Raw genomic sequence first — 23,930 nt, forward strand, 5'->3', positions numbered from 1 at the left:
CGCCCGATTCGACCAGGTACACCCGGTTCGACCAGGGACGCCCGGTTCGACCCGGGACGCCCGGTTCGGCCCGGTACGCCCGGTACGCCCAGCGCGCGCAGCGGCCGGGAGGCCCGGGGCACGTCGGTGGGTCGGGCTAGCGTTCGGCGCATGGTCACCTCCTCGTGCTGCGTGCCGGGTTGCGCGGGTGTGCTCGCGGACGGGCTCGCGGGCGTCCCCCTGTGTGGCGCGCACGTCGCGTTCGTCGCCGACCTCGCGGCCGAACACCCCGGCGTCGAGGACGCCCTGCCCGGGGCGTGCCCGGCGTGCGGGTCGCGGATCGGGGTGCGGTACCCCTCGGGTGTGGTGTGCGCCCGGTGCGAGTGGCGGTGGGGTGACGTGCCGGACGGCGACCTCGCTCCCCCACGCGTCGACGTCGTCTACTACCTGCGGATGCGCGACGACTTCGGCGACCGCATCAAGATCGGTACGACGATGAACCCCCGGCAGCGGCTCGCGGCGATCCCACACCAGGACCTGCTGGCGTTCGAGCGGGGTGACCGGACCCTCGAACGCCGGCGGCACGCCGCCTTCGCCGCCACTCGGTACCCGGGTACCGAGTGGTTCCGGGTCACGCCGGAACTCCTGGCCCACGTGGACACCGTCGCTGCCGGGGTCGACGACCCGTGGGACCTGCACGCCCGGTGGACGAGCGAGGCCCTCGCGCTCCGAGGCTGAGCCCCGACCGGGCGGTCGGGGCTCCTGCTCAGGCGGCCTGCAGCATGCGGTCGGCGGTACGGAGCGAGAGCGCCATGATCGTCAGCGCCGGATTCGCGATGACCGCGCTCGGGAACACCGAGTTGTCGGCGATCCACAGGTTCGGGACGTCCCAGGAGCGGCCGTCCTGGTCGACGACGGAGGTCTCGCGGTCCGTGCCCATCCGCGCGGTGCCGATGGTGTGCGCCGTGCGTTCGAGCACCCGGACGTCCTGGCCACCGGCAGCCTCGACGATGGTCGTCATCGTGCGGACCGCGTGGCGGCGGATCGCCTCCTCGTTGGAGCCCGGGGTGAACGAGACCCGGGCACGCGGCACACCGTGCTGGTCGAGTTCGTCGGTCAGCTCGAGGCGGTTGTCGTCGTACGGCAGGCACTCGGCGTTGATGCCGACGCCGGCCGAGAACGGATAGTCGTGCAGCGCCCGGACGAGCTCAGCACCGCGGAGTCCGCCACCCCGCACAAGCGAGGTCGCGAAGGTCTGCGGCTGCACGCCCAGGCTCTGGATGAGGTAGCCGCCGGCGAAGTCGGCGTCCGCCGGTCGGACGAAGTCCTCGGTGATGATCGACGACGGGTACCCACGGTACGAGCGCATCGACTCGTCGAACCGCGCCCACACCTGGGTGGCTCCGTGCGCGGTGAAGTTCCGGCCGACCTGCCCGCTGCCGTTCGCGACACCGGTGTGCAGCAGCAGTCGCGGCGTCTCGACACCACCCGCGGCGAGGACGAGTGACCGGCAGCGCTGGCGGTGCTCGCGGCCGTCGGCCGTGTACAGGACCGCCTCGACCCGTCCCGCCGCGTCGAGCTCGATACCGTGCACGAAGGACTCCGGACGGATCTCGGCACCGAACGCCACTGCGGCGGGCAGGTAGGTCGTGTCCATCGAGACCTTCGAGCCGTTGCGGCAGCCCTGGTGGCAGGAGCCGCAGGACACGCAGGCCTGGCGCAGCCCGTGGTGCTCCTGGTGCCGGTCCTCGGTCGTCAGGCCGACCGGGGCGTCGGTCGCGGTGATCCCGGCCGCCGCGGTGCCGCGCATCATCATGTCCGACGAGGCGTTCCTTGCCGGCGGGCGCATCCGGTAGCGGCGGGAGGGGTCCCACGGGTAGTGCTCGGGGCCGGCGACGCCGACGTCGTGCTCGACCTGCTCGATCCAGCCGGTGAGCTCGGCGTGGCTGATCGGCCAGTCCTGCCCCTCGCCGCTCTCGGTCCGCAGCCGCAGGTCGTGCTCGCTCGGCCGCGGGGTGAACGCACCCCAGTGCAGCGTCGACCCGCCGACGCCCGTGCCGCTGTTGTTGGGACCGAAGGCCGTGGGGGCTCCACCGCCGCTCAGCCGCTCGTCCATCCAGTTGATGTCACCGGGGGCGGCGACCTCGTCCGGCACGTGGTCGCCGGGCTCGGTGTTGCGGCCGGCCTCGAGCGCGACGACCGTCAGGCCACGGCGGGCCAGCGATGCGAGGAGCGGTGCTCCCCCGGCCCCGGTGCCGACCACCACCACGTCGACGACGTCGTCCGTGCCGTACGTGCGTTGTCCGTCGAGTCTCATCGTGCAGCTCCGGTCGTCGGTGCGGTGTCGATCGTGGTGGCGGTGCCGGCGGGGGCCTCGGGTTCCCAGGCCTCGCGCTCGCCCGCCGCGAGCAGCTGGAAGCCCTGCTTGCGGACGCCGTCGCCGCCGTTCGCGTAGCCGTCGAAGTCGATGGCGGCCATGGTGGCGGGGTGTGCGAGCCAGTGCTTCACGAGGTCGACGCTGGCGTCCTCGAACCACGCGCGCAGCTGCTCGGCGTCGAGGTCGCCGTCGGCGCGGTACCGCCCGACCGCCACGGACTCGAGGGCCTGGTCGAGCACGCCGTCGCGGGCTGGTGCAGCGAGCACGTCGAGCGCAGCACGGTAGGCCTCGGCGTCCACCGGCAGGCCGTCCGGCCGCCAGCCGTCGCCGAGCCCCGCGGCCAGCTGCGCGTCGACCCGCAGCGCCAGGTCGACATGGTCGGTGCCGGGCTGCGGGACGACGATCCGGGCGACGGCGCGCAGGGTGTCCAACTGCGTCGGCGTCAGCGCGTGGGGTGCGGCGGCCGGGTCGTCGGGCAGGGCGCGCTGGGCCAGCAGCCCCCGCGTCCGGGCGCTGACCCGCGGCGAGGCGATCACGCGGGCGTGCTCCACGGGGACGACCGGCGACCCCGTGACCCGGCGCTGCCAGAAGTCGCGGATGCGCTCGGCCACGGCCTCGGGCTGTTCCCAGGGCAGCAGGTGGGCGGCGCCGTCGACGACGTGGAGCTCGCTGTTCGGCCAGTGCGGCAGGGTCAGGCGGCGCTGGGCGTCCGCGTCGAGGTCGCCGTCCTCGGCACCGGCGAGCACCAGGGCGGGCACGGGGTTCGGTGCGGCGTCCGACCAGTCCTCGCGGCTGCCGCGGGAGAGCCAGTCCGTCCAGGCTGCGGGGTCGGTCCGCTCGACGTCCTGCACCGCCGCGCTGTGCCGCGCGGGCGCCAGGGGTGCCGCGGTGTTGGCGGCGACGAACTCCGCGGCGTCCTCGGTGCCGATCGGACCACCGGCAGCCCACGACAGCATCGTCCAGCGGCGGTCGTCGTCCATCGGCTCCGGAGCGAGCGGGGACGCGGCGAGGAGCACCACGGCCCGCAGCCCGAACAGGCCGTTCGCGCCGGAGATCGTGCGGTCGGCCACCACCGTGGCGACCTTGCCGCCCATCGAGTGCCCGAGGAGCATCCACTCCGTCGAGCCGCTCGCCCCGATCGCGCGCTCCACCAGGACGGCCATCTCCTCGACGGTGGTGCCGGACGACGCCGGGCTGCGGCCGAAGCCGGGCAGGTCGATGCCGATCAGGTCGAGGTCACCGAGGAGCTCGGCGCGCAGCAGCGCGAACTCCTCGGAACTCGCGCCGAGGGCGTGGAGACAGAAGACGGTGGTCACCATGTATACCTACCCGTCGCTCGCGACCGCTCCCAGCCCGGCCGTACCCCGTCGCGCGTCGCTTGTACCCCGATCGGCGGCGTCACCGGGCGTACGCGTCGACGAACAGCGCGCCCCGGAGCTCGCGCAGAGTGTCCGCCAGCCGCTCGACGGTCCGGCCGGAGATGCCCGAGACCTGCAGGTCGTACGGGCCGAGCGCGGGGAGCCGCCCGGTGCGGATGCGGACGACCTCCCACCCCACGGCACGGACGGCGCGGTCCTTCTTCCGGTCGGTCTCCTGCCGCGGGCCGACGTGCTCGAGGCCGTGACGACCGGTGGAGTCGTACTCGATGGCGACGCGGAGCTCGGGCAGGATGATGTCCGGCCAGGCCTCGACGTGGTCGAAGAACGGGCGGTCGAGTCGGATGGCGGAGTGGTCGTAGGTGAACGCGAACCGCTCGGACAGCATCCCCCGGAGTTCGGCCTCGACCGCCGAGGCGGTCGCCGGGGCGCAGACGCTCGTGAACGACTCACCCGACGGCAGCCGCGGGGTCTTCGGGCAGATCGTGCGGGGAACGGGCTGAGCGGTCCGCCGTGGTGCCCCACCTGCCGAGCCGGCGACGGGCCGACGGGACCGGGAACGGCTCGACGCGACGGCTCCGGCCGGGACCCCGCGCACCGGAGCCGCGGGCAGCGTCTGTCGTCCGGCACTCCGGACGACCCGCTGCGGCACCGGCACGGCCTGCGGCCAGTCCGACGGCAGCACCGGCCACCGCTGCGGCTGGGCCTGCACCGCGCACTCGGGGCACCAGACGGATCGCCGACGTTCACGGCCCGGGCGGGACCGCTGTTCGGACGGGGTCGCCACGAAGACGTGCCCGACGTCGCACTCCCAGGTCAGCAGGACCTCGGCCGCCGGGGGGACCTGGGTCAGGACGACGCCGTGGTTCCAGTCGGGGTGGTACTGCCGGATGAGCACCGGGTACGGAGCCCAGTCGGCGCGGAACTGTCCGACGGCGTACGGCACCGCTTCGCCGCGCGACCACTGTCGGCGGCGCCACCACGCATCGACGGGTTCGGCCACGCCCCCACGCTAGGAACGACCACCGACACCCGCCGCACCACGCGGCCAGCAGCGCGACCGACGCCACCGACACCCGCCGCACCACGCACCGCGACCGACACCCGCTGAACCACAAGCGAGCGACGCGACCGCTCAGGAGGCCAGCGCGTGCTTCACGTAGGCGACCAGGGCGTTCGCGTGCCCGTGCCCGAGGCCGTGCTCGGCCTTGAGCCACCCGACGACCTCCATGTGCTGGTGGTCGTCGAGCCGGTCGGCGACCAGGTCGAGCCACTCCTGCACCGGGCGCCCGTACGTCGCCTCGATGCTCGGGAAGTACGACGCCGGACCCTTCACCTTGGTGCCGTCCGCCGGGGGCACCGGGGCGGTCACACGATGCGCTGTCATGGCGCAACGGTAGCGCTCCGTCGGCCGTCACGGAACGTCACGCAGGACACCGTTCTGTGACGCCGCGTTGCGCCGGATGGCCGGGTGTTGCGCCGCGTGGCGGGGTGTTGCGCGAGGCGTTGTCGGCGGCGTCCGGCCCTCCTACGGTCGCGACATGACCGACACCACCAGGGCCCCGCAGTGGGAGGCGACCAGCGTCGACGACGCGGGCCGGACGACCGGGGCGAGCCGCGCCTCCAAGCCGGAGACCGCGACCATCGACGCTGCCGGACACGCCGCACTCGACCGTTCCGTCGTGCCGTTGCGGCACCCGCTGCGGTGGATCGCCGCGGCCCTCGTGCTCGTCGTGCTGCTGAACTTCGGCGAGACGCTGTTCACGAACGAGCAGTGGGGCTGGCCGGCCGTCGGCAAGTGGCTGTTCAGTCCGGCGGTCCTGACCGGCCTGCAGCTGACGCTCACCGCCACCGCGCTGAGCGCTGTGATCAGCTTCGCCGGCGGGATCCTGGTGGCCATCGCCCGGCTGTCGCACAACCCGGTGCTGTCGGGGCTGGCGTGGGGGTACGTGTGGCTGTTCCGGTCGGTGCCGCTCATCCTGGTGCTCGTCTTCCTGTACAACCTCGGGTCGCTGTACCCGACCATCGGCATCGGGATCCCCTTCGGGCCGCAGTTCGAGGTGCCGACCGCGAACCTGCTCGGGGACCTGGCGATCGGGGTCATCGGGCTGAGCCTCAGTGAGATCGCCTACGCGTCCGAGATCGTCCGCGCCGGGGTGCTCGCCGTCGACCACGGGCAGCACGAGGCCGCGCAGGCACTCGGGCTCCCCCGTCGCCGGCAGTTCCTGCGGGTGATCATGCCGCAGGCGCTGCGGTCGATCGTCCCGGCGTTCGTGAACCAGGTCGTCGGCCTGCTGAAGGCCTCGTCGCTGCTGTTCTACGTGTCGCTGCTCGACCTGTTCGGCGTGGTGCAGAACCTGTCGAGCACGTACCCGGGCGACATCATCCCGCTGCTCGTCGTCGCCACCATCTGGTACCTCGCGCTCACCAGCGCGGTCTCGATCGTGCAGTACTACGTCGAGCGCTGGACGGCCCGCGGGTCGGTCCGTGCGCTGCCGCCGACACCGTGGCAGCGGGTGCGGAGCGCGCTGCGGGGCGGCGGGACCGGACGTGGTCCGGGACGGCCTGGAGGCGCGGGTCGCCGCACACAGGCAGCCGCCGCCGAGCGCGCGGTCGCGTCCGGGTCTGCTTCCACCGTCGACGACAGGAGCATCTGATGAGCGCCGCCATCGCGATCCACGGGGCCGTCAAGGCGTTCGGGGACAGCGTCGTCATCGACGGCGTCGACCTGTCGCTGCCGTCCGGCAGCGTAACCGTCGTCCTCGGCCCCTCCGGTTCCGGCAAGTCCACGCTGCTCCGGGCGATCAACCACCTCGAACCGCTCGACCGCGGGGTCGTCACCGTCGGTGACGAGCCCATCGGGGTCCGCCTGCGCACCGGCCGCGACGGGGTCCCCCGCTGGAAGGAGCTGCCCGAGCGGCACATCCTGCGGCAGCGTGCCCGGATCGGGTTCGTGTTCCAGCACTTCAACCTGTTCCCGCACCTCACCGCGCTCGAGAACGTCGCCGAGGGGCCGATCGCCGCCGGGGTCCCCGTCGCCACGGCCCGAGCGCGGGCTCAGACCCTGCTCGAGCGGGTCGGACTCGGCGACCGCGGCGCGGCCCGCCCCCGGCAGTTGTCCGGCGGGCAGCAGCAGCGGGTCGCGATCGCCCGGGCCCTGGCGCTCGAGCCGTCGGTCGTCCTGCTCGACGAGCCGACCTCGGCGCTCGACCCGGAGCTCGTCGGCGAGGTGCTCGGCGTCATCCGGTCCCTCGCCGAGTCCGGCACGACGCTCGTCATCGTCACGCACGAGATCGCCTTCGCCCGCGAGGTCGCCGACCACGTCGTGTTCCTCGACCACGGGCGGGTCGTCGAGCAGGGGCCGCCGGCCCAGGTGCTCGACCACCCGCAGCACACCCGCACGCGCGACTTCCTGTCCCGCGTCCGCTGACCCCTGACCCCTGATCCCCGCACGCACCCCAAGGAGAACCATGTCCACGACCACCCCGTCCCGCTGGCGCAACCGCGCCGGCTTCCTCGTCCTCGCAGCCGGCGTCGTCGTCGCCCTCGCCGGGTGCTCCGCGGGCGCTTCCGCCGACACGAGCGGCGCACCCGACGGCTCCGTCACCATCGGCGCCGCCTCGAACGGTGCGGCGAAGGAGACGACCGTCGAGGTCACCGAGGACACGAAGCTGCACGACGCGCTCCCCGCCGCGGTCCGGAAGTCCGGCAAGCTCACGATCGGCGTGGGGGCCCTGCCCGCCGGGTTCCCGCCGCTCGCCTTCACCGGTGACGACCAGAAGACGATCACCGGTTCGGAGCCCGACCTCGGACGGCTCGTCGCAGCGAAGCTCGGGCTGCGCGCGGACGTGCAGAACGCCACGTGGGACAACCTGTTCGTCGGCATCGACAGCGGCAAGTACGACGCCGGCTTCTCGAACGTCACGGTCACCGAGGAGCGCAAGGAGAAGTACGACTTCGCCTCGTACCGGCAGGACAACCTGGCGTTCCAGGTGCTGGCGTCGAGCTCGCTGCGCTTCGACGGCGACCCGTCCGTGCTCGCCGGGAAGACCCTGTCCGTCAGCTCCGGCACGAACCAGGAGAACATCCTGCTCGAGTGGCAGAAGGAGCTCAGGGCGAAGGGCGAGGACTTCACGATCAAGTACTACCCGGACGGCAACGCGATCAAGCTCGCGCTCGACTCGGGCAAGATCGACGCATACTTCGGCCCGAACCCGACGATCGCCTACCAGAACACGCAGAGCAAGGGCACCGCGAAGGCGACGAAGACCGCGGGCACGTACTCCGGCGCCGGCTCCTCGTTGCAGGGGCTCATCGCCGCGACGACGAAGCAGGGCAGCGGGATCGCGAAGCCCGTCGCGGCGGCGATCAACGAGCTCATCGAGGACGGCACCTACGCGAAGTGGCTCGCGGCCTACAACCTGTCGAACGAGGCCGTGAAGACGTCCGAGGTGAACCCCGAGGGCCTGCCGCTCGACAACAGCTGAGGTGTGCCGTGACACCCCCGTGGCCATCGTGGTCGCGGGGGTGTCGTGCGTGCGGGGGGGGGCGGCACTCCCCGCTCGACGATCGACAATCGACGTCCCACGAGGGGAACGACTCGTGCATCGTCGGAACATGCACACGCACCCGATGCGTGCGCAACGAACGACGTCCCACCAGTCGAACGACAGGTGGGCCGTCGGGTTGCCGCCGCCGGACGACGGGGTCGACGTCGTACGGCGTCGGCGTTGTCGCACCACGGCGCGCGCAACAGTCGCAGCCGCGCGGGAACGACATCGTCACCGTCGTACGACGCCGGCGTTGTCGCACCACGGCTGCGGCGGCCCACGCCCAGAACGACGATCCACGAGGGGAACGACTCATGGATCGTCGGAACATGCACACGCACCGAACTGGCGGGCCGTCGGGTTGCCGCCGCCGAACGACCTCGTCGCCGTCATGCGGCGTCGGCGTTGTCGCACCCCGTCGCCGGCCCACGCCCACGCCCACAGCGACGATCCACGAGGGTAACGACTCGTGGATCGTCGGAACATGCACCCGCACCCGATGCGTGCGCAACGAACGACGTCCCACCCGTCGAACGACAGGTGGGACGTCGGAACACGCGCACGCAGCGAGCTACCGCGCAGCCAGGGCGGACTCCCCCACGACGGCACCCGCGCCCCGAGCCGCCCACTCGGCCGCGAGCAACTCGTACGAGCGCACCCGTGCCGCGTGGTCGTGCGTGATCGTCGTGACGAGCAACTCATCCGCCCCGGTGGCACGGCGCAGGGTCTCGAGCCGGTCCGCGACCTCCGCCGCGTCGCCGACGAAGCGCGTGCCCACCCGGTCGGCGACGGACTTCGCCGCCGTCGGGTCCAGCGGGTCCAGTCGCGCAGCGGCCGGCGACGGGTACGCGATCGCACCCACACCGGAGCGGATCGAGTACACCCACGAGTCGTACCCGAGCGCGAGCTCCTCGGCCTCGGACGACGACCGCCCGACCACGACGTCGGCGGAGACGATGACGTGCGGGGCGTCGAGCACGCCCGGCCGGAACGCGTCGCGGTAGGCCTGCACCGACGCCAGGACCGTGCCCGGTGACGTGTGGTAGTTCGCGCCGTAGGGCAGCCCCAGCGCACCGGCGATCCGGGCGCTCTCGCCACCGGTCGACCCGTGGATCCAGAGCTCGACGGGTGCGCCGGCGGCCGGCGGAGCCTCGACGACGGCACCGTCCCGCGACCACGTACCGGCGAGCAGCCCGCGGATGAGCTCCAGCTCACCCTCGAACCGGTCGACGTCGCCCGGCACCCGCCCGAGCAGTTCACCCTGCAACGCGAACCGGCTGCCCGGCGCGACGTGGAAGTCGAACGGGGCGGGGATGAGCAGTCCGTCGACGACCTGGTCCGACCGCGGCGCGAGCGACGGCGGCTTCGGTGTGCCCGGTGCCGGGGCGCCGGACCGTCCGAGCCCGAGGTCGATCCGGGGACCGTACAGCGCGGCGAGCGTGCCGAAGGTCTCGGCGATCTGCAGCCCGCGGGTGTTGCCGACGAGTGTCGCGGCGCTGCCGACGCGGATCGAACTGGTGGCAGCGGCGACCGCACCGATGACGACGGTCGGGGCGCTGCCCGCTACTCCGGGGTTCAGGTGGTGCTCGGCCAACCAGTACCGGGCGTACCCGGCGCGCTCGGCGGCGACGGCCAGGTCGACCGTGTTCGCCAGGGCGGTGGCGGCGGACGAGCCGGCGCTCACCGGCACCAGGTCGAGGACGGAGAGCGGGACGGGCCGCGCGGCGGTCACGATGCGTCCTTCCAGGCCCCGGTGAGCTGGTCGAGTCGGGTGTCGGCGCCGAAGGCGATGCCGTGGACGTCCGTGGCCGGGGCGATGATGCTCGTTAGCTCGTGCACCGGGACGAAGTCGACCTGGGACGCGATGCGCTCCTGGATGTCGGCGAAGGTGGCCGAGCGGTCCTGCGCGGACGACTGCGACAGCTCCTTCGTGAAGAGTGCGTCGAGCGTCTTGTCCGCGGCGCCGATCGACTGCGCACCGGTGCTGGAGAACTTCGAGCGGAGGACGTCCCCGTCGGCACGGGAGTTGTTGTCCCACGACAGGTCCCAGTCGCCGCTGGTCAGGTTGGCGAGGTACTGCGGGACGGTGCCGCTCTCGAGGGTGAGCCCGACGCCGACCTTCCCGAGCTCCTGCTGGATGAGCTCGAGCGACGTCTGGTTCGGCCCGAAGTTCGTGATCCAGATGAGCTTCAGCTGCAGCTTCGTGCCGTCCTTCGACCGGATGCCGTCGGAGCCCTCCTTCCATCCGGCGTCGTCCAGAGCGGCTGCTGCGGCCTTCGGGTCGTACGCGGGCAGCGCGTCGGACGCGTCCGTGTACCCGGGCGTCGTGGACCCGAGCACCGAGGTCCCCACCTTGAACAGGTCGTTCAGCGAGGTGTCCCGGACGGCAGTGGCGTCGACCGACTGCGCGATGGCCTTGCGGACCACCAGGTCGGACACGATCGGCCGCTCCTGGTTGAACGTCAGCCCGAACACCTGCCCGGGGTTGGCCCGGGTGACCAGGTCGTACTGCGCCTTGAGCGTGTCGACGTCGCTCGGCTGGACACTGCTGATCGCGTCGAGCTGCCCGGACTCCAGGCTGCCGGTGCGGACACTGGCTTCCGGCACGACCTGGAAGGTGACCTTCGACAGGTGCGCGGCGCCCGTGTTGCTCCGCTCGGCGGGACCCCAGTCGTAGTCCTTCCGCTTGGTCAGGACCGTCGAGGTGTTCTTCGTGTATGAGGTGAGCGTGAACGGCCCGGTGCCGATCACGGCCTTGCCGTCGGCGCGGTCGTCGAACCTCGTCTCGGTGGTCTCCGGCGCGACGATGCCGAGTCCGACCGACGCGGTGGCGTTCGGGAACGCGGCGTTCGGCGTCGTGAAGTCGACCTCGACGGTGTCGTCGTCGATGACCTTCGTCTTCTCGTACCCGGAGAAGGACGCGGCGGCCGTGCTCGACGCCCCCGCCGCGACGATGTCGTCGAAGGTGTCCTTGACGGCGGTCGCGTCGAAGGCGGTGCCGTCCGAGAAGGTGACGCCGGAGCGCAGGTCGAACGTGAAGGCGGTGGCGTCCGCGTTCGCCGAGTACTTCGTCGCGAGCCAGGGCTTCAGCGATCCGTCGGAGGGGTCCTGCCACAGCAGCGAGTCGACGAGCTGTCGGGTGATCGCGAAGGTGTCGTTGCCGGCGCCGGTACCCGAGGGGTTGAGCGAGATCGGGTCGTTCGCGATGGCGTAGGTCAGCGAGCCGCCGTCGACGGGCTTCGACGACGACGTCGACGCGGTGCCGCCCGACGAGCAGCCGGCCATCACCAGGGCCGCCGTGGTTCCGGCCGCGATCGCGGCCACCAGACGGAACGGCGTGCGGTGGATGGTCATGAGACTCCTTCGGGTGCGGGTGCGGGTGCGGGTGCAGATGCAGGAACAGGAACGGGAACGGGCACGACGCGCCGGGAACGCCTCGGGATCGCGTCGAGCAGGGCACGCGTGTACTCGTGCTGCGGGTCGTGCAGGACCTGGGACACGTCGCCGTGCTCCACGACCCGCCCGCCCCGCAGGACGGACACCTGGTGCGCGATGCGGCGGACGACGGCCAGGTCGTGCGAGATGAACAGGTACGAGACGCCGAGCGTCGACTGCAGTTCCGCGAGCAGGTCGAGGATCTGTGCCTGCACGGACACGTCGAGCGCGGAGACCGGCTCGTCGAGCACGATGAACGACGGGTCGAGCGCGAGCGCACGGGCGATCGCGACCCGCTGCCGCTGGCCGCCGGAGAGCTCCGCTGGTCGTCGTGCGGCGGTCGAGGCCGGCAGTGCCACCAGGTCGAGCAACTCGGCGGCACGGGCTGCGCGGGACCGCCTGGTACCGATGCCGAACGCCGCGAGCGGGTCGGCGATGACCGACCCCACGGACAGCCGCGGGTGCAGCGCCGCGTACGGGTTCTGCTGCACGATCTGCGCCTGCCGCCGGTACGCCCGGAGCGCGGCGCCGCGGGCTCCGGCCACGTCGGCACCGTCGAACCGCACGCTGCCCTCGTCGGGCCGTTCGAGTCCGAGCACGAGCCGAGCAGTGGTCGACTTGCCGGACCCGGACTCCCCCACCAGCGCCAGCGTGCGGCCTCGCGGCACGGTCACGTCGACGCCGTCGACGGCGGTGACGCGGTCGAAGGACTTCCGCAGTCCGGTCGCGACGACGAGTGGGTCGGGGCGTCCGGACGGGAGGCCCGTGGCCTGTCCCACGGACACGGTCACGTCGTCGAGACTGGGCGCCGCTCGGATCAGTGCACGCGTGTACACCTCGCGGGGTGCGCCGAGCACCTCGGCGGGGGTGCCCTGCTCGACGATCCGCCCCTCCGACATCACGACGATCCGGTCGGCCCGGTCGGCGGCGACCCCGAGGTCGTGCGTGATGAAGAGCACGCTCGTGCCCCGCTCGGCGACGAGCCGGTCCAGGTGGTCGAGGATCGTCCGCTGGACCGTCACGTCGAGGGCACTCGTCGGTTCGTCGGCGACGAGCAGCTCGGGGTCGCCGATCAGCGCGATCGCGATGAGCACCCGCTGCCGCATCCCGCCGGAGAGCTCGTGCGGGTACTGCCGTGCACGGAGCTCCGGACGGTCGATGCCCGCACGGCGGAGCTCCTCGACGGCACGGTCCCGGGCCTCGGCGCCGGTGGCGAGGCCGTGGATGCGGAGCACCTCGGCGACCTGGGTGCCGATCCGCGTCACGGGGTTGAGCGAGACCGTCGGGTCCTGCGGCACGAAGCCGATCCGGACGCCGCGGACGGACCGGACCTCGCTGTCGGTCGCGGTTACCAGGTCGAGGTCCGCGCAACCGGCGGCCGCCCCGGAGAGCCGCACCGTGCCTCCCGTCAGATCCGCTGCTGCGGGCAGGAGCCGGAGGACCGCGTGCGCCGTCGTCGACTTGCCCGAACCGGACTCACCGACGATCGCGACGCGCTCGCCGCGGCCGACCTCGAGCGAGATCCCGTGCAGCACGGGACGCGCGGTACGGCCGCGACCGTACGAGACGGTCAGGTCGCGGATGGAGAGGAGGCTCATCGGACGGCCCGCCGTTCGGTGTCGAGTGCCCGCGCCACGCGGTTGCCGGCGAGGACGGTGACGGCGATGACGAGCCCCGGGATCGTGGTGAGCCACCACGAGGACGCGATGAAGTCGCGGCCCGTCGCGACGAGCGAACCCCACTCCGGCTGCGGTGGTTGGGCGCCGTAGCCGAGGAAGCTCAGGCTCGAGACGGCGAGGATCGCGGTGCCGAACTCGAGCGCGGCGAGCACCAGCACGGGGCCAGCGGCGTTCGGCAGCACGTGCACGAGCAGGACGCGCCACCAGCTGTTGCCGTTCGCGCTCGCGGCCTCGACGTACGCGGCGGTGCGGACACGGACCACCTCGGAGCGCATGATGCGGGCGATGGTGGCGATGCTCGCGACGCCGACCGCCACGGCGACGTTCACGGTGCCGAAGCCGAGGACGGTGACGATCGTCAGCGAGAGCAGCAGGCTCGGGATCGCGAGCAGGACGTCGGTGACGCGCATGAGCACCGCGTCGACGACACCGCCGACGAAGCCGGCGACGAGTCCGATGAGCGAGCCGCCGACCAGTCCGATGACGATCGCGAGGACCGCTGCCTGCAGGGTGAGCGCGGTGCCGTGCACGACCCGGGCGTACAGGTCGCGGCCGAGCTGGTCGGTGCCGAACCAGTGCGCGGCGTCGGGGGCGGTCAGCTTGGCGGCCGGTTCGGCGGCCAGGGGGTCGTGGTGGGTGAGGGCTCCCGGCACGAGGGCGGCGACGATCACGAGGGCCAGCCAGACGACGGCGATGGTCAGGGTCGGGCGGGCGACGATGGCGCGGAGGGCCGTGGTGCCGCCGGGCACACGGTCGGCGGTGGTGGCGAGCGGGGCCGGACGGCCGATGGCGAGCTGCGTGGTCTCGGTCATGCGTGGACCGCCTTGGGTTCGGGGGTGCTGGACGGAGTGGTGCCGGGCGCGCCGGGGGTGGCGCCGGGGGTCGCGCCGTCCCGGTCACGGAGCTTCCGACGGCTGTCGGCGATCACGACGCGGGGGTCGAGCAGCGGGTACACGAGGTCGACGACGAGGTTCACGACGACGAAGATCGCGGCGGCGAGCAGGACGATGCCCTGCACGACGGGGATGTCCTGCTGCTGCACGGCCGTCGCCGTCACCCGCCCGAGGCCCGGCCGCGAGAACACAGTCTCGGTGACGACGGTGCCGGAGAACAGCTGCCCGACGATGAGTCCGGTGACGGTGAGGGCGGGCAGCGCGGCGTTCCGCAGTGCGTGGCGGAGCTGCACCCGCCAGCGCCCGGCGCCCTTCGCGTACGCCGTGTCGACGTACGGCTCGCGGAGCGTCTGGACGAGCGACTTGGAGAGCAGCTGGGCGATGGTGGCACCGGTCGGCAGCGCCAGGGTGATGGCCGGCAGGACGACGGATGCGGGTCCCTCGCCCCCGAACGCCGGGAACAGGTGCAGGCCGAACGAGAACCACTGGACCAGGAGCAGCGCGAACCAGAACCCCGGCACCGCGACGCCGATCGGGGGCAGTTGGAGCAGGAACTGTCCGAGGGCACGGTTCCGGGTCCAGGTCGCGAGGACGGCGATGCCGCCACCGAACACGATCGCGAGCACGAGGCCGGCGAGGGCGATCTGTGCCGTCGGGGCGATGGCCTCGCCGATGACGTCGGCGACCGGGCGACCGACCCCGATGGACCGGCCGAGGTCGCCGGTGAACAGGGAGCCGAGGTGCTGGAAGTACTGCACGAGCACAGGCTGGTCGAGCCCGTACTGGTGGCGGAGAGCGTCGAGCTGCGCCGCGGTCACGTCGGTGGCGTCCGGGCCGACCATGATCCGTGCGGGGTCGCTCGGCAGCACGTAGAGGACGAAGAACGAGATCGTCCACGCCGCCCAGAGCACGAGCAGCGCCTGCCCGATGCGGGAGAGCACGTAGCGGGTCATGCGGCGACCACCACCTGGTGCGTCCGCGCCGTCCATCCGAGCGCCGGCGCGACCCGCTCGACGACGTCGGCGACGATCTGCTCGTACTCGTCGCCGGCGAACTCGTAGGGCAGCTCGATCCGGAACTCGTCGACCTCGGCGAGGGTGGCGTCGTGCACGAGCTGCTCGACGATCTGCTCGGCAGGACCGACGAGGTCGGCGGAGAACAGGGTGCGGCGGGGCCCCTGCGGTGCGGTCTGCCGTGCCAGGCGCGACTCGTGCCACGCGCGGTAGCGCTCGCGCGAGACCCGGTCCGCCGAGTCCGTCGGGACGACGCAGCGGCCCCAGGCCACGCGCGGGCGGCGACCGTCGGGCAGCGCGGCGCGGTAGGCGGCGAGCTGGTTCCGCTGGGCGGTGCCGTAGTCGTCGGTGCCCTCGCCCGAGGTCAGGTTGCCGATGAGCAGGTTGAGGCCGGCACTGCCCGCGAAGGCCGCGGAGCGGAGCGACCCGCCCCCGTACCAGACCCGGTCGACCAGGCCAGGCGCGTACGGCTGCAGGCGGGGCCGCTGGACGTTGCCCGGGCTCTCGATGACGGTGTCCGTGTCCCCCAGGAAGTCCCCGCGCAGGTTGTCCACGAACCGGGCGACCCGGCCGTACCCGCGGTCGAACGAGCGCCAGTCGCCGTCGAACACCAGGTCGCCGAGGATGTCGGCGTGCGGTGCGCTCGTCGACAGCCCGACCTGCACCCGCCCGTGCGACAGGACGTCGGCGAGCGAGAAGTCCTCGGCGAGGCGGAACGGGCTCTCCCACCCGATCGGCACCACGGCGACGCCGAGTTCGATCGACGTCGTCCGCTGGGAAGCCGCGGCCAGGAACACCGCGGCCGAACCGATGCCGTGCTCGAGGTGGCGGTGCCGGACCCAGGCGCCGTCGACGCCGAGTCGTTCCGCGGTGGCGAAGAGGTCGAGGGTGGCCTCGAGCCCGTCGGCGGGGGCGTCGTCGTCGAAGTTGCCGGGGACGAGGATCGCCAGGCTCGAGATCGTCATGCGAGCACCCCGGCGGACGCTGCCGTACGCGCCGGACCCGCCGCAGCGACCGTGCGTGCGGCGACCGAACGGTCGCGGATCGTGCCGGGCAGGTCGAGCGTCTGCCGGAGCGTCGCGCCCTCGTCGTACGACTGCCGGTACACGCCCCGTTCCTGCAGCAGCGGGACGACCCGGTCGACGAACTCGTCGAGGCCGTAGGGGTTGGTGTGCGGCACGACGACGAACCCGTCGGTGGCGCGCTCCTGCACGTACCGGTCGATCTCGGCGGCGATGTGTGCGGGCGTCCCGACGAAGCCGCCACGGGTCGAGGCGCGGATGACCAGGTCACGGATCGACAGGTGTTCGGCCGCGGCGAGGTCACGCCACGACTGCACCAGCGCGGGCACGTCGCGGGTGTGGCGGACGCGGCCGCGGGTGATGTCGGCGCCCTCCAGGTCCGGCTCGATCGAGGGCAACGGCCCGTCGACGTCGTAGGACGACAGGTCACGGTTCCACACCTGTTCGAGGAACGCGATCGCCGTCGCCGGGCTGACCTGGGCACGGCGGATCGCCCGGGAACGTTCCTCGGCCTCGTCCGCCGTGTCGCCGAGCACGAACGTCGCGCCGGGCAGGATCAGCAGCTCGTCCTTCGACCGTCCGACCCGTTCGAGTCGCTCGGTCACGTCGCGGTAGAACGACTGCGCGTCGTCGAACTCGGTGTGCAGCGAGAAGATAACCTCGGCGTTCGCGGCGGCGAGGTCGCGGCCCTCGTCGGAGTCACCCGCCTGCACGATCACGGGGTGCCACTGGGGGCTGCGCGGAACCGGGAACGTCCCGGTCACGTCGAACTGCGGGCCGTGGTGGTCGACGTCGTGGATGCGGGAGCGGTCGGCGAACACGCCGGCCGCCAGCGGCCCGGCGGCGCCCGACCCGTTCGCCACGATCGCGTCCGACTCCCACGAGTCCCAGAGTTCGCGCGACAGCTCCACGAACTCCCCCGCCCGCGTGTACCGGTCGGCGTGGTCGAGGAACCCGCCGCGGCGGAAGTTCGCACCGTGGAATGCGTCCGAGCTCGTCACGACGTTCCAACCGGCGCGGCCGTCCGTCAGGTGGTCGAGCGTGGCGAGCTGCTTCGCGAGTTCGACGGGCTCGTTGAAGGTGGTCTGCAGGGTACCGACGAGCCCGATGTGGTCGGTGACGCCGGCCAGCGCGGCGAGGATCGCGAGCGTGTTCGGGCGTCCGACAACGTCGAGGTCGTGGATGCGTCCCTTCTGCTCGCGCAGCCGCAGCCCCTCGGCGAGGAACAGGAAGTCGAAGAACCCCCGCTCGGCGTTCCGGGCGAAGTGCTCGAACGACGAGAACGCGATCTGGCTCTCGGCTCGGTCGTCGCTCCAGACGGTGGTGTTGTTGACGCCCGGGAAGTGGGCGGCGAGGTGGACCTGACGCTTGACGCTCATGCTGAGACCCCCGAGGAGACGGAACCGACACCGGCACCGGTGACGGCAGGACGCGCGTACCGGCTGACCGCCGGCGCGATGCCGAGCCGCGTGCGCAGGTCGGCGGTGGGACGGGACGCCACGTCGGCGCGGAGCCCCGCGGTGACGAGCGCCGGGACGAGCTGCCGCGCGATGGCGGTCGAGTCGATCGGGATGCGCAGCGGACGGAGCCGGACGCCGGCGTACCCGAGGGCCCGCAGGTCCCCGATCCGTGCCACGAGGTCCGGCACCGTCGTCGCGAGGACGGACGTGTCCGACCCGGAACCGACGGCGTAGGGGGCGCCCGCTGCCGCGTCGAGCGCGGCGAGCTCGTCGGCGGCGGCTGCCGGCGACGACCCGATGAGCACCGCGAGGTCCGCGAGGACCGGACGACGGAGGTCGGACCCGGCCGCCTGCTCGGCGTCACGGACGAGTGCCAGCGCACCCCGTGCCTCCAGGCCGTCGAATCCGGGCGTGACCAGCACGACGTCCGCAGCATCCACGGCGAACGCGGCCGCGTCCGAGCGGTGCGCGAGCGAGAAGACCGGCGGCCGCCCCTGCGGGGACCGCGGCACGATCGACGCGCCGCGCACCGACACGAACGAACCGGAGAACGCCGCGTCGTGGATGCGGTCGCGGTCGATGAAGCGGCCGGTCGTGACGTCGCGGATGATCGCGTCGTCGTCCCAGCTGTCCCAGAGGCGGGAGACGACCTCGGCGGCCTCGCGGGCCTCGTCGAACAGCGTGGCCGCGTCGTCGCCGCCGGGTCGGCGGCCGAACAGGGCGGCCTCGCGGGTCGTCGGGCTCACCTGGAGCCGCCATCCGGCTCGCCCCAGCGAGACGTGGTCGAGGGTCTGGAGGCCCGTGGCGACGTGGAACGGTTCGGTGTGCGTCACCGAGACGGTCGGCACCAGACCGATCGCGCGGGTCGCCGGGGCGACCGCGTTCGCGAGCAGGAGGGCGTCGAGGCGGCCGACGACGGTCGACGTGTCGAGGCCGCCGTCGGGGTCGGTGGGGCCGGCGGTGAACGAGTCCTCGAGGGTGACGGCGTCGATGCCGAGCCGGTCCTGCTCGACGACGACGTCGCGCCAGTGCCGGAGGCTCGTGAGGCGCTGCGCTGCCGGGCCGGCGGCCCGCCAGGCGGCGGGATGCCAGCCGGCGCCCTGCAGCGCGGTGACGAGGGTGATGCGGTCGGGCACGGAGCTGGCCTTCCTAGTGGGTGTGGACGGCGTCGTCGGCCGGGGTGTGGGCCGCGGTGGGCGCGTTCGCCTCGGCACCGAACTTGAAGCCCAGGCGACCGTGGGCGAAGCCGCCGCCCGCGCGGATCGCGGTGGCGACCCACGCGGCCTCGGCGAGCTCGGCCTCGCTGGCTCCCGCGGCGACGGCACGCTGGCTGTGGGCGTCGATGCAGTAGACACACTGGGTGGTGATGCCGACCGCCAGCGCGATGAGCTCCCGGTGCTTCAGCGGGATGGCACGGCCCTCGGCCTGGAACACCGACTCGTCGAACGCGACGAAAGCCTTCAGGATGTCGGGGGTCTGCTGCTTGTAGACCTTCGTGAAGGTCTTGTCCTGTTCGCGGTCGAGGTAGTCGGTCATGGCGGCGACGCTAGGACGGTTCGGCCGGGCGGCGAAGCGGTGTTGCGGAACGTGACCGACGGTGTCGCCGTGTGACGCGGGGCGGGCGGCGCGAGGCGTCGCGGGCGGCGTCGCGTCGCTCGGTGCGAGGTTGTCCACTCGGTGCGTCGGAACCGACCGGGCACGGAGTGGGCAACCTCGCACCAGACGGGCCGGGGCGCGCCTCGCACCGTGCGAGGATCGCCGGATGGCCTCGTCGTTCCTGACCCACGCGGAAGTGGTGGTCGACCCCGCGGTCCCGATCGAGTCGTGGGGGCTGTCGCCCGAAGGTCGCGTCCGGGCCGCCGCCGCACACCGGCTCGCATGGACACCGGGCTCCCGGCGGATCGTCTCGAGCACCGAGCGTAAGGCCGTCGAGACCGCCGAGCTGCTCGCCAGCGCCGTCGGACTGCCGGTCGAGCACGACCCGCTGCTGGGCGAGATCGACCGGAGCGCGACCGGCTACCTGCCGCCGTCCGAGTTCGAGGCCGTCGTCGACGCGTTCTTCGCGGAGCCCGAGCAGTCGGTCCGCGGCTGGGAGCGGGCGATCGACGCCCAGGAGCGCATCGTCGCGGCCGTCCGCCGGCACTGCGCCACCGGCGACGTCACGATCGTGTCGCACGGTGCGGTCGGCACGCTGCTCCTGGCCCACCTGCGCGGCGTCCCGATCACGCGCGCCCTCGACCAGCCCGGCATGGGCAGCGTCTTCCACTTCGACGCGCCCGCCTGGCGGGCGACCAGCGGCTGGAGACGCGTCCCCGCGACCTGACGGGAGGCGCGGGGCGGGGCCGCCACGGGCCTCCTGTCCGCCGCCTGCGCGGCCCGACCGCCCCGCTCGTCAGACCACGCGCGTCGCGCCCGTCACGGGGCCGGGGGCGGCGTCCTCGTCGTCGGCGTCGTGCAGGGTGCGCTCGGCCTGCCCGAGCAGGTGGTGCACGACGAGGCCGATCGAGCGGGCACCGACGACCGCGACGAGCACGCTCAGCAGCGCCAGCAACGCGGCGGTGGGGATCCAGGCGGACGGCAGCGCGAGTGCCCGGAACCACTCCACCGCGGCGGTGGCGACCGCGGCGGCCGGGAACACGAACGACCAGAACCCGAGCGAGAACGCCAGGCGGACGTACCGCGGCAGCAGGGCCAGCTGCACGAGGACCATCAGGACGCCGAGGCCCGCGATGGCCTGCACGGGCAGGGTCACAGCACCGTCGGTGAGGGCGAACACCGACAGGGTGGCGACCGCCGGCGGCGCGACCAGGATCGCCATCGTCGGCACGAGCGGCCCCGGCAGAGCCGGTCGGAACGCCAGCCGGATGAGCAGCAGGCCGGTCATGACGCCCCAGAAGAACACGCCGACACCGAGGGCCGGCCAGGACAGCCAGCCGACGCCGACCTCGTGCGTGGCGACCGAGGCGACCAGGGCCGCGGCGACGGTCGGCAGCAGGTAGCCGCCGTGCACGGACTCCAGGGCGAGCCGGCCCTCGAACCAGGTGCTCAGCAGCCAGGCGGCGAACCCCGCCGCGGTGGCCGCGGCGGCGAGCACCACGACCTGCCCGGCGACGGGGGCGAACCGCGCCAGGTCGACGCCGAGCAGCATCGCGGTCGCGGGGACGAGCGCGGCGATCGGGCCCTGCGCCGGGTGGCGGAGCTGGTCGACCAGCCGTTCGCTGACGTGTGCGCCCCGGACGATGTGCGCACCGAGCAGCCACACCCACGCGACGGCGGCGATCGCCCAGAACACCTGCGGCACCACGGTGGGCAGGTGCAGCACGGGGGCGGCGTACGACCACGTCTCGGCGAAGCCGGCGAGGCCGAACGGGACGGCGAGGGTGTTGAGCGGGATGCGGGAGGTGGGTCGTGGCATGGCTCCCCCATTCTCGTGGACGGGTCGGGTGCGCCGGTGCGCGCCTGGGGGCCGTGCGTGCGCGGCGGGGCGTGCGTGCCCGCGGGCCGTGTGTGCTCGGCGGGCCGTGCGTGCTCCGCGGTCAGGCGGCGGGCAGCTGCTCGCCTGCCTCGACCGCGACGTCGAGCCGGTTCTCGGCGGGCGGCAGCGGGCAGGTCGCGTGCGGTGTGTAGGCGCACGGCAGGTTCGTCGCCCGGTTGAAGTCGATGCGGGTGGCACCGTCGGCATCCGGTGCGGCGATGTCGAGACTCCGGTTCGCCGCGTACGTCGTGGCCCCGCTCGTGCGGTCGGTGAACAGCATGTGCAGGCCGCCGGCGTGCCCGTTGAACGCCAGGAGCGACCGTGGCCCGTCGAGGTCGAACGTCAGGACGCCTGGGGCCTCGTACACGTGCAGCAGGCCGTCGACGACGCTGCCGACGGTGACCTCACGCGGAGTGTCGAACGGCTCGAAGTGCGCGTCCACGACGAAGCGCTCAGCAGGGGCGTACGCCGGGGTGCCCTGGTACTCGACGCGGGTCGGGTTCGACGGGTGCCGCGGGCGCAGCAGGTCACTGCCGCCGCGCCGGGCGACCTCGATCACCACGGTCTCGTCGCCGTCGTGCCACACCACGTTCGTGCTCGAGCGCTCCGGTAGCGGGCCGAACCGGTGCATCCCGGTGACCGGCTGTCCGTCGACCTCGATCGTCTCGTCGTCGGCCAGTGCGACCACCGGGCCGTCCTCGTCCGTCGACCAGCTGCCCGGGGCGTCCTCGAACCGTTCCGGCGTCGCGGTGAGCCAACGGATGCTCGTGATCGCGAGGAAGCCGTGTTCGCTCGCCCGGGCCTGCTCGTGGTCGTCGTGCCAGGCGGTCCACGATTCGGCGAAGGTCGGTGCGGCCGGGTTCGTCGTGGTGGTGTCGCTCGTCGGGGTCGTCGTGCTCATGGGTCGACCGTACGACTCGTGGCCCGGTGGCGCGACGATCGTGTCGCCGTGCGTCGGCGGGCGGCGGCGCGGGCGGGTCGGCGGGCGGGGGTGGGCGCGCACGGGCGGGTCGATGCGGAACGACACCGTCGACGTCGTCCGACATCGACCCTGTCGTTCACACGCGCCTGCAACTGTCCGCGCACGCAACAGGTGACCGAGTCGGTGTCGTCCGACATCGACCCTGTCGTTCGGCGTCCACACGAAGCCACAGTCGCGCAACGTAACGGGCCCGACCCCTCGTGGCAGAGTGGCACTGCAGCGCACCGCGAAGCCTCGCGCGCGGCCCCCGACTCCCGACAGTCCGCACCCATCGAGAGGAAGGCAGCGCATGCCCTTCGAGAACACCGACCGCATCCAGGCCACCACCGCCGGATCGCTCCCCCGCACCCCCGAGCTCATCGCCGCGAACGCCGCGCGGCCCGTCGCCGCCGACGGCTTCACGCTCGAGACCACCGACGAGGTCCGAGCCCTGACGAGCACGGCCGTCGACGACGTCGTCGCACGGCAGACCGCGCTCGGCATCACGCAGCCCGGTGACGGCGAGTTCGGCAAGGCGATGTCGAACAGCGTCGACTACGGCGCGTGGTGGGGCTACTCGTTCCAGCGTGTCAGCGGCCTGAGCCTGACCGACGAGAACATCTTCTCGCAGCAGCCGGTCCGGTCCACCCCGGGGAACATCCGGCTCACGAGCTTCCCGGACCGCCGCGACTGGACGATCTTCCACGACGCCTACACCGACCCCGAGTCGGGCATCGGCACCGGCAAGAACGCCACCGCGTTCCCGACCACGACCGGCCCGATCACCTACACCGGCCACGAGGCCGCAGCCACCGACGCCGCCAACCTCAAGCACGCGGTGGAGGCCGCCGGCGCGGACAACGGCTTCATCACGGCGCTCTCCCCCGGCTCCGCCGCCCGCATCGCGAACGAGTACTACGCGACCGAGGAAGAACACATCTGGGCGTGGGCGGACGCCCTGCGCGAGGAGTACACGACGATCCTCGACGCCGGCCTCGTGCTGCAGATCGACGATCCCTCGATCGCCGAGAACTGGGACCAGATCAACCCCGAGCCGAGCATCGAGGACTACCGCGCCTTCACCCGCATCCGTGTCGAGGCGCTCAACCACGCCCTGCGGGGCCTCGACACCAGCCGCGTGCGCTTCCACCTGTGCTGGGGCTCCTGGCACGGCCCGCACACCACCGACATCGAGCTCCGCCACATCGTCGACCTGATGCTCGACATCGACGCCGGTGCGTACTCGTTCGAGGCCGCGAACGCCCGCCACGAGCACGAGTGGACCGTCTGGCAGGACGTCACCCTGCCCGAGGGCAAGGTCATCGTCCCCGGTGTCGTCGGCCACGCCACGAACGTCGTCGAGCACCCCGACCTCGTCGCGCAGCGCATCGAGCGGTTCGCCTCGGTCGTCGGGCGTGAGCGCGTCATCGCCGGCACGGACTGCGGCCTCGGCGGCCGCGTGCACCCGCAGATCGCCGCGGCGAAGCTCGAGTCGCTCGGTGAGGGTGCCCGGCGCGCGAGCGCGAAGCTCTTCTAGCCGCCCGTTCCTTCCCAGAACAGCTGCGGTACCTGGTGAGATCGGGCGTACTCGCCAAGAAGAACACGGCAGGTACGCCCGATTCCGCCAGGTACGCCCGGTTCGGGCAGGTACGCCCGGTTCGGGCAGGTACGCCCGGATTCGGACGGACGCGCGGACGGACGGGAGGCCCG

The 23,930-nt window shown here is 72.8% G+C and carries 21 protein-coding genes; 6 read left to right on the top strand and 15 right to left on the bottom strand.

Annotation, left to right across the window (positions count from 1 at the left end; translation table 11 throughout):
• Positions 1-150 precede the first annotated feature (150 nt).
• A complete protein-coding gene (locus BIU91_RS09655; RefSeq protein WP_071405257.1) occupies positions 151-717 on the top strand; it encodes a GIY-YIG nuclease family protein in 567 nt (188 codons plus the stop codon).
• A 28-nt stretch (positions 718-745) separates the two neighbouring features.
• Here the strand turns inward: BIU91_RS09655 and BIU91_RS09660 are convergent, their stop codons facing one another.
• The 4 genes from BIU91_RS09660 to BIU91_RS09675 all read right to left on the bottom strand — a co-directional run bounded on the left by BIU91_RS09660 (position 746) and on the right by BIU91_RS09675 (position 5,119).
• Positions 746-2,296 (bottom strand): GMC family oxidoreductase, encoded by a 1,551-nt coding sequence (locus BIU91_RS09660; RefSeq protein WP_071405258.1) that lies wholly within the window; start codon positions 2,294-2,296, stop codon positions 746-748.
• On the bottom strand, positions 2,293-3,672 hold the full coding sequence (locus tag BIU91_RS09665; protein WP_171907807.1) for an alpha/beta hydrolase: 1,380 nt from the start codon (positions 3,670-3,672) through the stop codon (positions 2,293-2,295). Before BIU91_RS09665 ends, BIU91_RS09660 begins: the two co-directional genes overlap by 4 nt.
• A gap of 82 nt (positions 3,673-3,754) precedes the next feature.
• Positions 3,755-4,735 carry a hypothetical protein gene (locus BIU91_RS09670; protein WP_071405260.1) on the bottom strand — a complete coding sequence of 327 codons (981 nt, stop codon included), beginning with the start codon at positions 4,733-4,735 and terminating at the stop codon, positions 3,755-3,757.
• Positions 4,736-4,867: 132 nt separating this feature from the next.
• Positions 4,868-5,119: a DUF4287 domain-containing protein gene (locus BIU91_RS09675; protein ID WP_071405261.1), complete on the bottom strand. Its 252-nt coding sequence runs from the start codon at positions 5,117-5,119 to the stop codon at positions 4,868-4,870.
• Between the two features lie 154 nt (positions 5,120-5,273).
• On the opposite strand from BIU91_RS09675, the gene BIU91_RS09680 reads away from it, so the two are divergent.
• Genes BIU91_RS09680 through BIU91_RS09690 form a run of 3 tightly spaced genes read left to right on the top strand, consistent with a single transcriptional unit; the run spans position 5,274 to position 8,219 of the window.
• Positions 5,274-6,389, top strand: coding sequence for an amino acid ABC transporter permease (locus BIU91_RS09680; RefSeq protein WP_071405262.1), 1,116 nt, complete (start codon positions 5,274-5,276; stop codon positions 6,387-6,389).
• Positions 6,389-7,162: an amino acid ABC transporter ATP-binding protein gene (locus tag BIU91_RS09685; protein WP_071405263.1), complete on the top strand. Its 774-nt coding sequence runs from the start codon at positions 6,389-6,391 to the stop codon at positions 7,160-7,162. Before BIU91_RS09680 ends, BIU91_RS09685 begins: the two co-directional genes overlap by 1 nt.
• A gap of 40 nt (positions 7,163-7,202) precedes the next feature.
• On the top strand, positions 7,203-8,219 hold the full coding sequence (locus BIU91_RS09690) for a transporter substrate-binding domain-containing protein (RefSeq protein ID WP_071405264.1): 1,017 nt from the start codon (positions 7,203-7,205) through the stop codon (positions 8,217-8,219).
• 634 nt (positions 8,220-8,853) lie between these two features.
• On the opposite strand, the gene BIU91_RS09695 is transcribed toward BIU91_RS09690, so the two are convergent.
• From BIU91_RS09695 to BIU91_RS09735, 9 genes are read right to left on the bottom strand one after another with little or no spacing between them, the layout of a single operon-like run.
• Positions 8,854-10,014 carry an LLM class flavin-dependent oxidoreductase gene (locus BIU91_RS09695; RefSeq protein WP_071405265.1) on the bottom strand — a complete coding sequence of 387 codons (1,161 nt, stop codon included), beginning with the start codon at positions 10,012-10,014 and terminating at the stop codon, positions 8,854-8,856.
• A complete protein-coding gene (locus tag BIU91_RS09700) occupies positions 10,011-11,636 on the bottom strand; it encodes an ABC transporter substrate-binding protein (protein ID WP_071405266.1) in 1,626 nt (541 codons plus the stop codon). The genes BIU91_RS09695 and BIU91_RS09700 overlap by 4 nt, the downstream gene beginning before the upstream one ends.
• Positions 11,633-13,315 (bottom strand): ABC transporter ATP-binding protein, encoded by a 1,683-nt coding sequence (locus BIU91_RS09705; protein WP_071405267.1) that lies wholly within the window; start codon positions 13,313-13,315, stop codon positions 11,633-11,635. Before BIU91_RS09705 ends, BIU91_RS09700 begins: the two co-directional genes overlap by 4 nt.
• Positions 13,312-14,208, bottom strand: coding sequence for an ABC transporter permease (locus BIU91_RS09710; RefSeq protein WP_084741010.1), 897 nt, complete (start codon positions 14,206-14,208; stop codon positions 13,312-13,314). Before BIU91_RS09710 ends, BIU91_RS09705 begins: the two co-directional genes overlap by 4 nt.
• Complete coding sequence (locus BIU91_RS09715; RefSeq protein WP_071405268.1) at positions 14,205-15,242, bottom strand: ABC transporter permease; 1,038 nt, start codon at positions 15,240-15,242, stop codon at positions 14,205-14,207. The genes BIU91_RS09710 and BIU91_RS09715 overlap by 4 nt, the downstream gene beginning before the upstream one ends.
• A complete protein-coding gene (locus BIU91_RS09720; protein ID WP_071405269.1) occupies positions 15,239-16,267 on the bottom strand; it encodes an LLM class flavin-dependent oxidoreductase in 1,029 nt (342 codons plus the stop codon). The genes BIU91_RS09715 and BIU91_RS09720 overlap by 4 nt, the downstream gene beginning before the upstream one ends.
• Entirely contained in the window at positions 16,264-17,703 is a 1,440-nt protein-coding gene (locus tag BIU91_RS09725; RefSeq protein WP_071405270.1) for an NtaA/DmoA family FMN-dependent monooxygenase, read from the bottom strand. Before BIU91_RS09725 ends, BIU91_RS09720 begins: the two co-directional genes overlap by 4 nt.
• On the bottom strand, positions 17,700-18,920 hold the full coding sequence (locus BIU91_RS09730; protein WP_071405271.1) for an LLM class flavin-dependent oxidoreductase: 1,221 nt from the start codon (positions 18,918-18,920) through the stop codon (positions 17,700-17,702). Before BIU91_RS09730 ends, BIU91_RS09725 begins: the two co-directional genes overlap by 4 nt.
• Positions 18,921-18,933: 13 nt before the next feature.
• Positions 18,934-19,320, bottom strand: coding sequence for a carboxymuconolactone decarboxylase family protein (locus tag BIU91_RS09735; RefSeq protein WP_071405272.1), 387 nt, complete (start codon positions 19,318-19,320; stop codon positions 18,934-18,936).
• A gap of 226 nt (positions 19,321-19,546) precedes the next feature.
• Here BIU91_RS09735 and BIU91_RS09740 point away from each other — a divergent pair, with 226 nt between their 5' ends.
• On the top strand, positions 19,547-20,107 hold the full coding sequence (locus BIU91_RS09740) for a histidine phosphatase family protein (protein WP_071405273.1): 561 nt from the start codon (positions 19,547-19,549) through the stop codon (positions 20,105-20,107).
• Between the two features lie 69 nt (positions 20,108-20,176).
• On the opposite strand, the gene BIU91_RS09745 is transcribed toward BIU91_RS09740, so the two are convergent.
• Together BIU91_RS09745 and BIU91_RS09750 are read right to left on the bottom strand one after the other, a co-directional pair.
• Positions 20,177-21,199 carry a transporter gene (locus BIU91_RS09745; RefSeq protein WP_071405274.1) on the bottom strand — a complete coding sequence of 341 codons (1,023 nt, stop codon included), beginning with the start codon at positions 21,197-21,199 and terminating at the stop codon, positions 20,177-20,179.
• Positions 21,200-21,320: 121 nt separating this feature from the next.
• Positions 21,321-22,160, bottom strand: a complete 840-nt coding sequence (locus tag BIU91_RS09750; RefSeq protein ID WP_071405368.1) for a DUF1684 domain-containing protein — start codon at positions 22,158-22,160, stop codon at positions 21,321-21,323.
• A 370-nt stretch (positions 22,161-22,530) separates the two neighbouring features.
• Here BIU91_RS09750 and BIU91_RS09755 point away from each other — a divergent pair, with 370 nt between their 5' ends.
• A complete protein-coding gene (locus tag BIU91_RS09755) occupies positions 22,531-23,757 on the top strand; it encodes a cobalamin-independent methionine synthase II family protein (RefSeq protein WP_071405275.1) in 1,227 nt (408 codons plus the stop codon).
• Positions 23,758-23,930: the final 173 nt, after the last annotated feature.

Source organism: Curtobacterium sp. MMLR14_002, from assembly GCF_001864975.1.
Taxonomy (GTDB): domain Bacteria; phylum Actinomycetota; class Actinomycetes; order Actinomycetales; family Microbacteriaceae; genus Curtobacterium; species Curtobacterium flaccumfaciens.